Annotated in this window: 11 protein-coding genes; 2 read left to right on the top strand and 9 right to left on the bottom strand. The window is 65.8% G+C overall.

Annotated features, from left to right (window positions below; genetic code table 11):
* Window positions 1–14 precede the first annotated feature (14 nt).
* The 5 genes from BLV94_RS49645 to BLV94_RS22625 all read right to left on the bottom strand — a co-directional run bounded on the left by BLV94_RS49645 (window position 15) and on the right by BLV94_RS22625 (window position 8,973).
* Window positions 15–482: a MaoC family dehydratase gene (locus BLV94_RS49645; RefSeq protein ID WP_255314961.1), complete on the bottom strand. Its 468-nt coding sequence runs from the start codon at window positions 480–482 to the stop codon at window positions 15–17.
* A complete protein-coding gene (locus BLV94_RS22640; RefSeq protein ID WP_072939268.1) occupies window positions 439–5,274 on the bottom strand; it encodes an NAD-glutamate dehydrogenase in 4,836 nt (1,611 codons plus the stop codon). The genes BLV94_RS49645 and BLV94_RS22640 overlap by 44 nt, the downstream gene beginning before the upstream one ends.
* 402 nt (window positions 5,275–5,676) lie before the next feature.
* A complete protein-coding gene (locus BLV94_RS22635) occupies window positions 5,677–6,990 on the bottom strand; it encodes an aspartate aminotransferase type Ic (RefSeq protein ID WP_072939265.1) in 1,314 nt (437 codons plus the stop codon).
* Window positions 6,991–7,064: 74 nt separating this feature from the next.
* Entirely contained in the window at window positions 7,065–8,213 is a 1,149-nt protein-coding gene (locus tag BLV94_RS22630) for an AMP-binding protein (RefSeq protein WP_072939263.1), read from the bottom strand.
* A gap of 28 nt (window positions 8,214–8,241) precedes the next feature.
* Window positions 8,242–8,973 carry an enoyl-CoA hydratase-related protein gene (locus BLV94_RS22625; RefSeq protein WP_072939260.1) on the bottom strand — a complete coding sequence of 244 codons (732 nt, stop codon included), beginning with the start codon at window positions 8,971–8,973 and terminating at the stop codon, window positions 8,242–8,244.
* A gap of 166 nt (window positions 8,974–9,139) precedes the next feature.
* On the opposite strand from BLV94_RS22625, the gene BLV94_RS22620 reads away from it, so the two are divergent.
* Window positions 9,140–10,078, top strand: a complete 939-nt coding sequence (locus tag BLV94_RS22620) for a LysR family transcriptional regulator (protein ID WP_072939258.1) — start codon at window positions 9,140–9,142, stop codon at window positions 10,076–10,078.
* A 100-nt stretch (window positions 10,079–10,178) separates the two neighbouring features.
* A complete protein-coding gene (locus BLV94_RS22615) occupies window positions 10,179–10,538 on the top strand; it encodes a helix-turn-helix domain-containing protein (protein ID WP_072939255.1) in 360 nt (119 codons plus the stop codon).
* 125 nt (window positions 10,539–10,663) lie between these two features.
* Here the strand turns inward: BLV94_RS22615 and BLV94_RS22610 are convergent, their stop codons facing one another.
* The 4 genes from BLV94_RS22610 to BLV94_RS22595 all read right to left on the bottom strand — a co-directional run bounded on the left by BLV94_RS22610 (window position 10,664) and on the right by BLV94_RS22595 (window position 15,246).
* On the bottom strand, window positions 10,664–10,987 hold the full coding sequence (locus tag BLV94_RS22610; protein WP_072939252.1) for a hypothetical protein: 324 nt from the start codon (window positions 10,985–10,987) through the stop codon (window positions 10,664–10,666).
* Window positions 10,984–12,417 (bottom strand): NAD(P)/FAD-dependent oxidoreductase, encoded by a 1,434-nt coding sequence (locus BLV94_RS22605; protein WP_241031457.1) that lies wholly within the window; start codon window positions 12,415–12,417, stop codon window positions 10,984–10,986. The genes BLV94_RS22610 and BLV94_RS22605 overlap by 4 nt, the downstream gene beginning before the upstream one ends.
* Before the next feature lie 177 nt (window positions 12,418–12,594).
* A complete protein-coding gene (locus BLV94_RS22600; RefSeq protein WP_072939249.1) occupies window positions 12,595–13,434 on the bottom strand; it encodes a sugar phosphate isomerase/epimerase family protein in 840 nt (279 codons plus the stop codon).
* Between the two features lie 12 nt (window positions 13,435–13,446).
* Window positions 13,447–15,246 carry a thiamine pyrophosphate-binding protein gene (locus tag BLV94_RS22595; RefSeq protein ID WP_072939246.1) on the bottom strand — a complete coding sequence of 600 codons (1,800 nt, stop codon included), beginning with the start codon at window positions 15,244–15,246 and terminating at the stop codon, window positions 13,447–13,449.
* Between the last annotated feature and the right edge of the window lie 6 nt (window positions 15,247–15,252).

The raw sequence follows: 15,252 nt of genomic DNA, 5'->3' as shown, positions 1-15,252 counted from the left end.
CCCCACTGATGAAGTTACTCGTATGCGCGGTAGATCAGCTCGACGACAGCTGCGGGTTTGGTGCCGCGGTCGCATTCGAGCCTGCTGAGGATGACGAGCTCATAGCAGTCGTCGCCGATCCGAGTCACCTCGGTGACGGTCGCGGCCAGGCGGATGCGCGCACCGGCCGGGACCGCCGACGGGAACCGCACCCGGTTGAGCCCGTAATTGACGACCATCCTCACGTTGGTGAAGTCGAGGAGTTCGGCGAGCAGTGGAAAAACAAGGGACAGAGTCAGATACCCGTGTGCGATGGTGGTTCCGAACGGGCCCTCCCTAGCACGTGAAGCGTCGGTGTGAATCCACTGTTCGTCACCGGTCAGCGCGGCAAACCCTGCGATGTCGGATTTGGACACGCGCCGGGGCGTGCGTTGGCGGCGCCGCGGTGCACCGATGCCGCTAGGCGAGGTTCTCCGCGAACGAACGCAGGGCGTTGGTCGCAACGAGCAGAACCGCCAACTCGGGTTCGCGTGCCGGATCGAGGGCAGAGTCCAGCACGTTGTCGAGCCATTCGGAGGGAAGGTCCCCGACCTGACCGGGCTGCGACTGCCGCGGGTCGGAGTCATTGATCAGGCGCCGCGTCGCGTCGCTGACCGCGAAGTAGAGATCATCGCGCAGCGCGGCCCGGGACATCGCGTCCCAGTTGTCGACTCGACGAAGGGCCGCCACCCGGCGCAGAAGCCGATCGAGGCGGAACCTCTCGGCGACCTGGAAGTAGGTGCGCGCCGCTCCTTCCGGATCCGTGCCGGTGCGCAGTGCGGTTTCGCTGATCGGGAACAGCGAGAACTCCTGGAACAGGCTCGCCGATCTGCGGGCGAGGGGTCCGGGGACGTTCCGGTCGTCGAGGTACCGCTGATGCTTGGCATCGACTGCGGCCCGGTCGGCGCCGACGAGGAAATCCGCCAGGGAGCAGCGCAGCGACTCGACGAGGGGAGTGAGGCGGGCAGTTTCACCGGTCACATCGATGGTCTGCCGCCGGCTCGCCAGGAGCCAGCGCACCGAGCGCTCGACAAGTCGTCGATGACTCAGCTGCATCCGGACGCGGGTGTCCGCCGTGACCGACGGGTCCAGCTCGGCAATGCTGGACAGATAGTCACGCTGACCGATAGCGCGGCGGACGACCTCCCACGCCCGGATGATCGCACTTACCGACGCCCCGGTTTCCTCCTGCATCCGGAAGACGAAGGTGATGCCGTTGTCGTCGACAAGGCGATTGGTGATCGCGGTAGCGGTGATCTCCTTTGCCAACGGGTGCGCCCCGAGACGATCACCGCACACGGCGACAACATCGGCGGGGAAGTACTCGGTGCGGAAATGCTCGGCCCACGACTCCGAGGTGATCCCGGACGCCAGGACCGCAGATTTCATCTCCAACTTCACGTAGGCCAGCAGGGTGCCGAGTTCGGGAGAGGTCAACACCCCGCCCTGGGTGATGCGCTGTTCGAGCTCGGCGTCACTCGGAAGAGACTCCACCTCCCGGGACAGCAAACCCTTCCGTTCGAGTCCCGTCAGCATCCGGCGATGCACCGGCGCCATCTCCGCGGCCTCGGCACGGGCCACCGACAGCATGGTGTTCTGTGCGCGATTGTGGTCGAGAACGCGGTCGGCGATGTCGTCGGTCAGCGACTGCAGTAGAACGTTGCGTTTGTCCTGGCCCAGGACGCCGGCGGCGACGGCATCGTCGAGCGCGATCTTGATGTTGACCTCGTGATCGGAGGTATCCACACCGGCGACGTTGTCGATCGCATCGGTGTTCAACCGAACCCCGTGCAGCGCCGCCTCCCGCCGCCCGAGCGGGGTGAGCCCGAGGTTTCCGCCTTCACCGATCACCCGGGCACGTACCTCACACCCGGTGATGCGGACGGCGTCGTTTGCGCTGTCGCCGACCTCGGAGTCGGTTTCCGAACTCGCGCGCACGTAGGTACCGATCCCGCCGTTGAACAGCAGATCGACCGGTGCCGCCAGGATCGCCTGCACCAGCTCATTCGGTGTGTACTGTGCCCGTTCCTCGTCCAGTCCCAGTGCGACTCGGGCCTGCGGGGCGAGCGTGACACGCTTCGCCGAGCGAGCGAAGACGCCGCCGCCGGAGCTGATGAGGTCGGGACGGTAGTCGGCCCAGGAGGAGCCGGGTTGGTCGTAGAGTCGTTGCCGTTCCTCGAACGCCGCGCCAGCCTCGGGCTGGGGATCGAGGAAGATGTGCCGGTGGTCGAAGGCGGCGACCAACCGCACCGAACGAGACCGCAGCAGTCCGTTCCCGAAGACATCCCCGCTCATGTCCCCGATCCCGACCGCGGTAACCGGATCGGTGTCGGAGTCGATGCCGACCTCGAACAGGTGCTGGCGCACAGATTCCCAGGCGCCGCGCGCGGTGATACCCATCTGCTTGTGGTCGTATCCGTTGGATCCACCCGAGGCGAAGGCGTCCCCGAGCCAGTACCCGCGGCCGGTGGCGATTGCGTTGGCGACGTCGGAGAACTGTGCGGTGCCCTTGTCGGCGGCGAGGACCAGGTAGGTGTCGTCACCGTCGTGCCGCACCGTCTGCGGTGCCGGGTCGAGGCGGTAGGTGCCGGACTCGTCCTTGGTGAAGTTGTCGATCAGATCGAGCAGTCCCTCGACGAACGTGCTGTACGCGGTGCGTGCGATCTCGAGCTGCCGGGCTCGGTCGGCCCCGGTGTGCAGCAGCCGCGGAAGGAACGCGCCCTTGGCTCCGGTGGGGACGATGACCGCGTTCTTCACCATCTGCGCACGCACCAGACCGAGAACCTCGGTGCGGAAATCCTCGACCCGGTCGGTCCACCGGATGCCGCCGCGCGCAATGTGCCCGAATCGCAGATGGGTGCCCATGACATTGCGGGCGAACACCCACGTCTCCAGTTGTGGTACTGGAGTGGGAAGGCCACGAATCGTGCGGGGATCGAGCTTGAAACTCAAGATCGTGTCGACCGGTCCGTCGGTGTGTGCGAACAGTCGCCGGAACGCGTTCGTTCGCACGGTGGCGAGCACGGTGTCGAGCAAGGTTCGAAGGATCAGGTCGGGTTCGATTCCCTGAACCTCGTCGATTGCGCCTTCGATCTCCGCGACCAGTTCGATGTGGTCGCGTTCGCCGTCAGCAAGCGCCGGATCGAACCGCGCGCGAAACAGCGTCCACAGGGCAGCGGCGATCTTCGGGTGACCTGCGATCACGGAATTGACGAACTCCGAGGAAAAGGTCCAACCGCTCTGCCGCAGATACCCGGCATAGGCGCGCAGAACCAGGACCTGCCGCCACTCCATGTCAGCGGTGGTGACCAGCGCCTGCAGTGCATCCGGATCGGTGTGCCCGCTGTAGCTCGCCTCGAACGCCTCGGCGGTCCGCGCCGCTGTGGGCGCGTCCAGGCGGTGCTGGCGATAGCGCGAGCGGAGGATGAACTCGTATACGTAGGCGAGTCGCCCGTCGGTACTGGTCAGCGTGTGTGGATGTTCCGCTGCGAGTTCGTATCCCAGATGCCCGAAGATCGGCAGTGCCGAAGCGAGGACCATCGGCTCGGTGGTGACCGCGATGGCCGAGATCAGGTCCGAGGTTGCGTTCTCGGGTGGGGTGATCGTCAGCTGCAGCCGCCGGTGCGGATCCTGCGTCAGTTCGGAGAGCGCCGACAAGTGGGCGACTGCTTCGGCGGGAGAGAACCGCTCCTGATAACTCAGGGGCACTGCCACGGGGATGAAGTCGTCGTGAACCGATGTCGACGCCTCGGAGAGGAGATCGTCGAGCTTCTCGGTCCACGACCGGGCGGCTTCCACCACCACGCGCGACAACTCCGCGACATCGATGCGCTCGTCCCCGGTGTTCGGCCAGGCGGTGACGTGAACACGCACCAGCGCGGTTTCCCCGATTCGGGTGTTGTGATCGACCGCGGCGCCGCCCAGGAACTGCGAGACCGCCGCCACCACTGCCCGTCGAACGGCAGGTGAGAACCGGTCCTGGGGGACATACAGCAGAATCGAGATGGCCCGGCCGTAGGTGTCCTGGCGGATGAACGCTCGCACGCGAGGATGCCGTTGCAGATGCAGCACCGCGAGAACCGTCGGAGCAAGCTCTTCGGCGGTGCTCTGCAGAATCTCCCGCCGCGGGTAGTCCTGGAGAATGTCGAGCAGCTCGAGGCCTTCTCGGGAGCGCGGATCGCGCTCGAGCATCGACAGAGTACGTCCGGCAGTTCGGTTGACGACCGGGATCGTCCGCATATCCGACGTGTCGAGGGTGTTTTCGAACAGACCGAGGAAGCGGTGCTCGCCGACCGTGATCCCGTCGGAATCGACGATCTTGATTCCCACGTAGTCCAACGGGGCGTCGCGCCGCACCGTGCTGCGGGTGCCGGCCGCCGACACCATCAACACATCCGGGCCGAACGCGCGAGTCGTGGTCAGCGGATCGAGGGTGTGGTGGCGGTGCTCGTGGTGATGGGGCCGAAGGATTCCCAGTCCGGTCTCCGGAAGTGGTTCGAGGGTAGCCGTTCCCGACTCCGTCGCCTTCACCAGGCGGTAGGAGCAGTAGCCGAGGAACGTGAAGTTCTCGGCGCACATCCAGTGCAGCAGCTCGCTTGCCTCGTAGGCGCTGTCGAGTTGGTTCTCGGTCGCATCGGACTTCAAGGACAGTGCTGCCTGGCGGGCGACACCTTCCATGTCGGTCTGATCGGTCACCGCGACCGCGACGTCGGCGAGGGTGCTGCGAATCGCGTTCTCGATCATCGCAGTGAACTCCGCGGAGTGGGGTTCGGTTCCCGCGGCAGGCAGCAAAGTGATCTCCATCCAGGATTCGACCAGCGGGTCGTTGTCGTACTGATCGTCCTGGCGTGGGCGGGTAATGCCGTCGGGGATGAGCACTCCCTCGGTATCGCGTCGTACTGCCAGCGTGACGTGACGGAGCGCGGAGACCGTGCCGTGCCGTCGAACGGTCATTGCCACCGAGTCGACGAGGAAGGGAAGGTCGGTGTTGACCATCAGGATGTGCGCGTGGCTTGTTCCCGCCTCGACTTCGCACTGCACCAGTGCGACCCCCTCGGCCCGGAGCCGAGCAAAGCGGAGATACTCATAAGCGCGGCCGGCGAGTGCAGTGTCGGTCCATTCGGCGAGATCGTCGCGGGGCTCGTGACGGAAGAGCGCATCGACGTAATCCTGGTAACCGCTCGGTGCGGACGCCAGGGCACCGAGTTCAGCACTGACCTCGAGCTGACGGTCGTGTTCGAGTCCTTCGAGATTCACCTGACATCTCCTGTGGCACTTGATGGTGGGTCCGCCCGGCACTGATTCGTCCTGGCTTCGTATGCACAATGATCCGGTCAACAACCCGTCAACGGAACGACGTTCTCGATTGCAGAGCATTAACTCTGCTTAATGCTTCGAAGTGCATTGCTCCGCAACCCGCCATGTGGGTGCCGGAGCGGCTGGGAGAATCCGTGCGCAGTCGACACCGGCCTCTCGAAGAGGCCGGCGCGTATGGTCGCGGACCGGAATGGTCACCAGCTGTGTAGGAGCTGCATGCCCTGATGCATGAGGTCACCGGTGACGATCAAGACCACCAGCAGCCCCATGGCGAGGGTGGCCCGCCGCATCCTCCACGAGATTCGGTGCATTCGGGATCCTCTGCGAACGAGTCGGTCTCGGCTACACCGACACCGACGAGCGATGGACATCGGCGGCGCGATCGCGGTGGACGAGCTCGGCGGCCGACAACCGGATGCAGGTGCACAGGCCATTGATCGCCAACTGCAACTCGGCCTCGGACGGCAAACTCGGTGCCAACCGGATGTGGCTGTCCCGAGGATCATTGCCGGACGGGAATGCCGAACCGGCCGGTGTCAGAGCGATACCGGCATCCTTCGCCAGCGCCACCACCCGCTTGGCCGTGCCGGGCAGCACCTCGAGGTTGACGAAGTAGCCTCCGCGCGGATCCGTCCACGATGCGATGCCGGAATCGCCGACCTCGCGGCGAAGGATGGTGGTGACGAGTTCGAACTTCGGGGCGAGAATCTGTTGGTGCTTGCGCATGTGCGTACGAACACCGTTCACGTCGACGAAGAACCGGACGTGCCGAAGTTGGTTGACCTTGTCCTGTCCGACCCGCTTCTGCGAGAGGTGGCCCAGATACCACGCAACGTTCTCGCCGGAACCGGCGAAGAAACTCACACCGCCACCGGCGATTGTCATCTTCGACGTCGACGCGAAGACGAACGGCCGCTCCGGATTGCCCATCTGTGCGGCGATGGCCAGTACATCGAGAACCTCCGGGGCGTCGCCGACCAGGGCGTGCACCGCATAGGCGTTGTCCCAGAAGATGCGGAAGTCCGGTGCGGCGGTCTGCATGCTCAGCAGGTCGCGAGTGACCTGTTCGGAATAGGTCACCCCACTGGGATTGGAAAACATTGGGACACACCATATACCCTTGATCTGCGGGTCCCCGGCAACCAACTCCCGGATCGCGTCGACATCAGGACCGTCGGAGACCAGGGGGACCGCAATCAGCTCGATACCGAACGACTCGGTGATGGCTAAATGCCGATCGTAACCGGGTACGGGGCACAGAAACTTCACCGGAGCGGAAGACCACGGAGCGCCGGCGTCACATGTCCCGTGGATCCACGCAAACGAGAGTACGTCGTACATCGTCTCCAGACTCGACGTGCCACCGGCAATCAAACTTTCCGGGGCGATATTGAGGACCTCACCGAACAGTGCTCGCAGCGACGGGAGTCCGGGCAGTTCACCGTAGTTGCGGCAGTCGATTCCATCGATCACGTAGTCGTTGTCGCCGGGGAGGGAAAGCATCGCGGCTGATAGGTCGAGCTGTTCCGGCGCGGGCTTGCCCCGGGTGATGTCGAGGGCCAGCCCGCGCGCCTTCAATGTGTCGTACTCGGCGCGGCTCCGGGTGAGCTCGGCGTCGAGCTCGTGGTCGGTGAGACTGTGCAGAGACGTGGACATCTCGGTTCCTTCAGATGTTGGCTGTTACTTGAAATAGCAGACTGGGGGCGGTTGAGGCGGAACGCAGAAGCTTTTCATGCAGGTGAAGGGTCGACGGCGACCAGACCGCCGTCGACGTCGAGCCGCCCGTGATCCGCGGTGTGGAACCAGCCGTTCTGGTCGAGTGTCGAGGTCACGCCGGGAAAGGTGAAGTATCCGGTGAACAACGTGCCACGGGCGGATTCGCGGATCAGGATCTCACCCGAGTCCGTCAACTTCCATTCGATGTCCTCTCGCCCAGGCCCGCCGTGGCGATGGGCGTCGGTGGGGATGTAGTCGTCGATGGACCACGTGCGCAGGTGACTCGCTCCGGCGGCCTCGGGCGAACCATATCCGGAAACCGCCCGGACCACCCCGAACTGCTGCATCAACGCACGATCGGCCGGGAACATGGTTCGCACGCGGTGGCCGGCCGAGTCCTTCTCGGTGGCGGTGCGCGCGAGATTGTGCGCCAGTGGTGCGTCCAGTGTCAGCGCGGTGATCCCGTGGTCGATGGCCTCGGACCAGAATGTGCCGGCCGCAAAGGTGCGGGCGAGCAAGGCGTCCGCGCCCGCGGTCAGTGCGCCGACGAGCCCGTACCCGAGGGAGTTGATTCGTGAGAGGGGCAGCGGAGTGAGTGATCGATCGCGGTCGGTGAGTGTCATCGCCTCCGCGACCGCCCGTCCCAGTCGGAGAAAGTACTCGTGCGATAGGGCGCAGAACTTCGGGATACGCGGCGTGGGCCGGGCCGGGTGCATGAGCGATGCCGTCGAGTACCGACCGGAGTTGGTGCCGGGGGCGTGGCTGGGATCGAGCCGAGGGGCATTACGGAAGGCGCTGATGGTGATCGCGTTGCGAGTTCCAGCGAACGATGGGGCCGCGGGGCGGTCAGTGATCACCACCGTGGGGTCGAGGACGTCGAGCATGCACGCCAAGGGCTCCCGAGGGTAGGTCGGATCCACCAGCGCGACAGGCACGCCTGCCAACAAGCAACTCAGCCAGGCCAGAACGTAATCCGTCGAGTTTTCCGCCACGATTGCGACGCGGTCGTCTGGGGACAGGTTCCGGGCACACAAGTCGGCTGCCCCACCGGCGGCAAGTTCGAGAGCGACTCGCAACGAGATCTGATCGTCGAGCACACCGACCATCAGGTCGGGGCGGATGGATGCGCGATCGAGGAAAAGGTGTGGGAGATTGTCGATCATCACGGTCCTTCCTGTGTCTTTGGGCCCGTCAGCGGGGGCGCGACAGCGACCACATCTGCCGGGCGCGTTCGACCTCGATTGCCGCCTGCCATGCGCACGGTGGTGTGGTCGTCAACCGCAGGCTGTTCGCCAAGGCCCGAGCGAGTTCAGGATCGCGGGCGACCGGTTCGGCGAGGCGCTGGGCCGCCTCTTCGAGATCGGCCACCGGAACCGCGTCCCACACCAGTCCGGTGTCAGCGGCACTCGCCCCGGTCAAGCGGTGCCCGAACACGCCTAGCGCGGCGGCGGCCTGGCGACCGGCTGCCCGCTCGAGAAGGTGGAAATGCCCACCGCCAGGATGAATTCCGTTCTCCGCGAAGCCCGGCACCAGCAGCGCGTCCTCGGCCGCAAGACGCACATCCGCCGACAGCGCCAAATTGAGTCCGGCTCCCACCGCGGCACCATTGATCGCGGCAATCGACGGAACAGTCACCTCACCGAATCGGCGGAACGCACGGTAGAGGGAGTCGAGCGCCTCGTACGCCTCGTGCGGCTGTGCACTTGCAAGATTCCCGAGTGCGGCTCGGTCGGCTCCCGAGCAGAAGGCGCTTCCGGCTCCGGTGATCACCACAGCACCCACCGATGGGTCAACGTCGACGGCATCGCAAGCGTCGACCAGGGCTTGCGCGCTGTTCCGATCGAGGGAGTTGCGGGTGTCCACGCCATCGAGGGTGATCCAGGCGACGTTGCTACGGACGTCGAATCGAACGGAGGTCGTCACTGGAGGACACCTGACTTCCAGGCGCGGGAGTCGGCGGCGCGAGTTGCGCGAGGTGAACTGGCCATCAGGGCATACTCCTTCTGCGGGTTTCGATACCGTCCATCGTCTCGCCGAAATTGAATAAGCAGAATGGCGATCTAGCTGCTGCAGCGCTAAGGTTTGCTTAATGAACCTCACCTCGTCGCAGTTGGCCCTCCTGCTGGCCGTCAAGCAGGGGGGCAGCCTCGCACGCGCAGCAGAAACACTCGGAATCACTTCCCCCGCAGTGTCACAGCAGCTCGCCAAGCTTGAACGCGACCTCGGCGCACTGCTGGTCGAACGGGGCGCGCGAGGTGCCAAGCTGACCCCTCTCGGAAGCCTGCTGGCCGAGCACAGCGAACGCGTCTCTGCCGAACTGTCCCGAGCGGAGGAAACCGTCGCGGACTACCTCGGCGCTCACGCCAACAGACTCCGTCTCGGCGCGTTTCCCTCGGCGGCGGTTGCGTTGCTTCCGGACGGACTGACCGCGCTGCGATACCGACACCCCGAAGCACAGTTGTCGGTCGTCGACGTGCCCACCGACGGAGGCATCGAACTGATCACCAGCGGTGAGCTGGATATGGCGATCACCGCCTCGTACAGCGGCACCCCGAGTGCAGTCGAAGGAGTTCGATTCGAGCACCTTCTCACCGATCCGCTTCGGGTCGTCCTCCCCGACGATCACCCTCAGGCGCAAGATCCGGCCTCTCAGGCTGTGGAGTTGAAGGCCTTCGAGAAGGACGCCTGGGCGTGCAGCATCACCGGCAGACCCGCACGTACACAATTGAACTCGGCAGCCGCAGACTCCGGGTTCGTGCCTTGGGTGCCGTTCCAGACCGAGTCCTACGATGTCGCACAGGCTCTCGCCGCCTCCGGTGTCGCCGTCGCATTCGTTCCCGAGCTCGCCCTGGTTCCCGGCCGCGGAACTCGCGCCCGCCGGTTGAAGCCGGCGCTTGCGCGGGAGATCTTCGTGGCCCTGCCTGCCAGCGCCGGCCATGTCGCTCTGGCGGGTGAGCTCCTCACCATCCTGAAGAAGACGGGAAAGGCGCTGCATCGGCGGCAACAATCGGCCGCCACGCTGGGTTGACATTCTCCATTTCCCTCCGCCGACGTGGCGAAGTCGCGGGCCGAAGCATCTTGGACGTGCGGGTCGGAGGGTAGCGTTCCCCGCTGTCTATCCTGGCAGGGTGGCCGAAGACAAGAAGCCGTCACCGACGTTAGGTGAGTTGATCAGGCAGCAGCGGGAACTTGCCGAGCTTCCGATGCGGCAGTTCGCCGCGATGGTGGGGATCTCGAACCCCTACCTTTCGCAGATCGAACGCAAACTCCGGGAGCCGAGTGAGCGAGTTCTCGACGCCATCGCGGAGCACCTGCAGACCTCGGCTGATGTTTTGCTCGGGCAGGTCCGAGCGCGTCCGGAGGAGTCTTCGAGCGTAGTTCGGGCGATAGGGCAGGACGGCGACCTCACCAATGCCCGGCGCACGGCCTTCGTGGAGATGTACGAGACGTTCCGCAAGGTGACGAGGGCCGAGCGTAAGCGCGGATAAGCGCAGACGTCTGTGTCGCCTTTGGGCGGGAGACGGAATGAATTTCCCGCGGAGGGCTCTCGCTCGGGAGGCGGCGGTCAGGACCCACGGTGACCGTACTACCGTGCTACCGCGGGCCCTGGCAGCTACTTCAGCAATTCTCGAGCCGCTGCGGTTGTCGCCGCGCTGATCTCGCGGGCCAGCTTCGCGTGCGCATCCGCAATCGTCGAAACCCACTCGACGTTGGTGACCGCCGCGATTGCCGAGTGGTATTCGAGGCTACTGTCGAGAGCCTTTTCGTAGACGTCGAGCGACCGGTTCCCTGCCTTCTTGGTCGTGTCGACGACCTTCGACCCGATGCTTGCGAACGCGTTCTGATCCTTGCCCTTCCCGGAATCTGTTGCGCGGGAGGGATTTCCACCGGAGACCTTCGTGTCGGTCGCTTTTGTGCCGGACGTTGGAGTGGTCATGAGGAGCTCCTTCTCTTACGGGATGTTAGCAAGTTAGCATGCTCACTGCTAATTGTCTGTACGGCCCTGATGGGTGAACATCCCTCGCACCGGTCGAGGAGAACGAGTTTGCCCAGGACGTTGCGTGCCAACACTTGTTGATCGGTGACCGTCAGCTGTCCCCGCCACGAGCCGAGGAAGGTCCACGTCCACGACATGAGCGTGGACAGGCGGCTTCGGAACCCGACGACGTAGACGACGTGGACGGCCAGCCACAGGATCCAGGCGAGGAGTCCCGCGAGTTCGACGCCCCCGACCTTCACGACGGCGTTGAATCTCGAGATCGTCGCCATCGACCCCTTGTCCCTGTACCGGAACGGAAGCCGGTCGGGTGCGGACGCGCGCGGGCGGGCATCTGCTGCGATCTGCTGCGCCGCGTACCGGCCACCCTGGATCGCGACCTGCGCCACCCCGGGGAGGCGGTCGCGGGCCATCATGTCGCCGATCACGAACACCTCCCGGTGCCCCGGCACCGTCAGGTCCTCGCGGACGGCGATCCGCCCGGCGCGGTCGAGTTCGGCCCCCGACTGCTCGGCAAGCTGCCGGGCCAGCGGGCTGGCTTCCACGCCCGCCGACCACACCTTGCACGCGGATTCGATGCGGACGGTCTCGCCTCGCCCGTCCTTGATCGTCACCCCGTCCGCGTCGACGTCGGTGACGGCCGCCCCGAGCCGCACCTCGACGCCGATCTTCTCGAGACCCTCGGCGGCGGTCGATCCGAGTCGGTCGCCGAACGGCGGCAACACCGTGGACGCGGCGTCGAGCAGGACGATCCGGGCGTCGCGGGTGTCGATGTTCCGGTATGCGCCGACAAGGGTCCGGTGGGCCAGTTCGGCTATCTGCCCGGCCATTTCCACTCCGGTGGGCCCGGCGCCGACCACCACGAACGTCAGGAGGCGGGCGCGTTCCTCCGCGGCGGTGGACAGTTCGGCACGTTCGAACGCGCCCAGGATCCGGCCGCGGAGTTCGAGTGCGTCGTCGATGGTCTTCATGCCGGGGGCGTGCTCGGCGAAGTGGTCGTTGCCGAAGTACGACTGCCGGGCCCCGGCCGAGACGATCAGACTGTCGTACTCGGTGGTGGTCGTCCTGCCCTGATGGGTCAAGGTGATGCTGCGCCCCGCCAGGTCGATGTCGGTGACGTCCCCCAGCATCACCGAGGCGTTCGACTGCTTCTTCAACACCATCCGCGTCGCCGGCGCGATCTCGCCCTCGGACAGGATCCCGGTCGCCACCTGGTACAGCAGCGGCTGGAACAGGTGGTGGCTGGTGCGGTCGACGACGAGGACGTCGACGTCGGCCCGGCGCAACGCCTTCGCGGCGAACAGGCCGCCGAATCCGGAGCCGACGATCACCACCCGATGACGTGCCTCGGTGCGGGCAGGAGTATTCATGACAAGCTCTTCCCGGATCGCGGCTATCGCCATCCGCACTGCTGGTAGGGGTGAAACGTGCCGCCCGGCACACGGGGTGTCGGGCGGCACGCTGTGGACACGACGCGCCGGAGACTCGAATGTCGGTTCAGGATCCAGCGTGTCGTGGGATCACCTGCGGGGCCGGTGACGCCGTTGTCAGCCGGTCTGGATGCGGGTGATCAGATCGGTGAGATAGGTGTAGCTCTTCTTCGCGGCGTCGAGGCCACCGCATTCGACGGACAGGACGATGTCGTGGTCCGCCTCGTGGAGGGTTTTCACGATCCGTTCCCAGTCGATGACGCCGTCGCCGCAGGCGCAGCCGAGCATGCCGCGGATTTTGCCGCGCAGCCGTTTCGCGTCGTCGACGCCGATGTCCTTGGCGTGCAGGTGGGTGACGTCCCCGATGATCTGTTCGAGCCACTCGTGCGGGTCGTTCTCGCTGAGGTAGCTGTTGCCGGTGTCGAGGTTGATCGTCAGCGCGGGGCTGTCGATCAGGTTCATGATCTTCTCGAGCCGCTCCGGGGTGGCGGTGTACTCGCCGTGCGTCTCGATCGCGATCTTGATGCCGCGCCGTTCGGCCACCTTCGCCGCCTCCTGCAGCGTGTACCGCATCAGCGTGTAGTTCTCCGCCTCGGTGGTCCACGTCGGCAGCGGCCCGTCGTCGACCATGATCATCGGCGACCCGACCTCGGCGGCGTAGCGGATCGACTGCTTGAGGTAGTCGACCGACACGTCCGGCTTGGCCAGCGGGGCGTGGCTGGACAGCGACGAGATGCTCAGCCCGCGGGATTCGGCGGCGTCCCGCATGATCAGTGGGTCGTCGAGCATCGACCGGGTGTGGAAGTACCCGGCGGTGCTCAGCAACTCGCGGCCCCAGTAGACCATCGGCTCCACGTACTTGTAGCCGATCTCCGCGGCCTGGTCCATGGCCCAGTCGAACGACCCGTTCTCGAAGCGGGCGAACTCCAGGTTCAGGCCGAGTTTGATTTCTCCCATGCCGGTCCCCGATCAGAATCCGCGCTGAGCGACGTAGTCGTCGCGGACCTCGCCGTGGTAGGCGGGGACGGTGATGTCCCACCAGCCGGTCGGGTGCATCTCGGTCCACGGCAGTTCGTGCGCGCTCATCGCCTCGATGATCACCGGGCCCGGCGTCGCGAACGCGCGCTCGATGGCGTCGGCCAGCTTCTCCGGGTCCTCGACGCGCTCGGCGCTGCAGCCGAGTGACTGGGCGAACCGGGTGATGTCGGCGAAATACGGTGTCCCGTCGAGGTTCTTCCACCCGGAGATGATTTCGCGTTCTTCACCGAACAGGCTGATCTGGAGGTCCTTGATCGCTTCCCAGCCGCCATTGTTGAGCACGACGATCACCAGCGGCACTCCGAGCATCGCGGCGGTCGCGATCTCGGTGCCGGTCTGGAGGAAGCTGCCGTCGCCGACCATCGCCAGGACCGGGGTGTCCGGGGCGCCGATCTGCGCGCCGATCGCGGCGGGCACACCGAATCCGATGCCGGAGAAGCCGCCGGCCACGATGTTGGTCTTCGGGCCGTAGATCGGGAACTCGTTGAACGCCTGGTTCGCGGGGTTGGACGAGTCGGTGACGAGGATGCCCTCGCGCGGAAGGGCCTTGCGGATCTCGACCATCGCCCGCGAGTTGGTCATCGGCAGGTAGTCGGTGGTCCGCATCGGCCGCAGGTGCTCGTCCCACTGGGCCTTGAGGTCCTGCAGTTCCGCGAAGTAGTCGGTGCTGCGGTAGTCGCGGCCGGGCCCGAGGTCGGTGAGGGCGTTCTGCAGGGACTGCAGGGAGGTTTTCGCGTCGCCGACGACACCCACCTCGACCGGGTAGTTGCGGCCGATCTCGAATCCGTCGATGTCGATCTGCACCAGTTTGGTGTTCGGGATGTCGAACGTGACGCCGGGGCGGTACGAGGAGGTGATGCGGTCGCTGAACCGGCAGCCGACGGCGAGGATCACGTCAGCGGTGCGGGTGACGCCGTTGCCCGGGATCGAACCCATGTCGCCGCACGGCCAGGCGTAGAGGTCGTGGTCGGCGGGGAAGGCGCCCTTGCCCTGGAACGAGTGCGTGACCGGTGCCCCGAGGTGCTCGGCGACGGCCATCAACTCCGCGGCGGCCTCGGCGTGGATGACGCCGCCGCCGGCGACGATGACGGGACGTTTCGCGCCGGCGAGCAGGCGGGCGGCCTCGGCGATCACGGCCGGGTCGCCGGTTGCGCGGGTGGCGGGCCTGCGGGTGCCGGTGTCGGGGGTGTAGTCGCCGTATTCGGCCTGCAGGTCCTGCGGGATGTCGACGAGCACGGGCCCGCGCCGGCCCTCGTGCATGGTGTTGAACGCCTGCGCGAGCGCCACCGTAAGCTGTTCGAGGCGGCTGGGCTGCCACCAGCGCTTGACCACCGGTTCGACCATGCGGGGAAAGTTGTTGCCGTGCGGGCGGTCGATCTCCTGCAGTACACCCCGGTTTTCCATGTAGGTGTGCACGGCGCCGGTGATCAGGAGCATCGGCATCGAGTCGGCGAACGCGGTCGCCAACCCGGTGAGGGTGTTGGTCGCGCCCGGACCGATGGAGGTACAGATCGCGGCGATCTTGCCGGAGGCCCGGTAGTAGCCGTCGGCCATGTGGGCGGCGCCCTGTTCGTGCATGGCCGGCACGAGTTCGATCTCGTCGGCGCGGTCGACGAACGCGTCGAGGAGTGCGGTGTTGCCGTGGCCGGGGATCGCGAAGACCTTCTCGACTCCCTCGCGGATGAGGAAGTCGACGACCATCTGTCCGCCGGTGAGTTGCTGTGTTGTCATATCGGT

This window comes from Rhodococcus koreensis (assembly GCF_900105905.1).
In the GTDB taxonomy this organism is placed as follows: Bacteria; Actinomycetota; Actinomycetes; order Mycobacteriales; family Mycobacteriaceae; genus Rhodococcus_F; species Rhodococcus_F koreensis.
Note: the sequence above shows the minus strand (reverse complement) of the source record. Positions and strands in the feature narration are given on the sequence as shown.

Coding starts and splice junctions, on each gene's coding strand:
- BLV94_RS22635 (WP_072939265.1), bottom strand. CDS start 6,990: ATGTCCACGTCTCTGCACAGTCTCACCGACCACGAGCTCGACGCCGAG.
- BLV94_RS22630 (WP_072939263.1), bottom strand. CDS start 8,213: ATGATCGACAATCTCCCACACCTTTTCCTCGATCGCGCATCCATCCGC.
- BLV94_RS22620 (WP_072939258.1), top strand. CDS start 9,140: ATGAACCTCACCTCGTCGCAGTTGGCCCTCCTGCTGGCCGTCAAGCAG.
- BLV94_RS22610 (WP_072939252.1), bottom strand. CDS start 10,987: ATGACCACTCCAACGTCCGGCACAAAAGCGACCGACACGAAGGTCTCC.
- BLV94_RS22605 (WP_241031457.1), bottom strand. CDS start 12,417: ATGAATACTCCTGCCCGCACCGAGGCACGTCATCGGGTGGTGATCGTC.
- BLV94_RS22600 (WP_072939249.1), bottom strand. CDS start 13,434: ATGGGAGAAATCAAACTCGGCCTGAACCTGGAGTTCGCCCGCTTCGAG.
- BLV94_RS22595 (WP_072939246.1), bottom strand. CDS start 15,246: ATGACAACACAGCAACTCACCGGCGGACAGATGGTCGTCGACTTCCTC.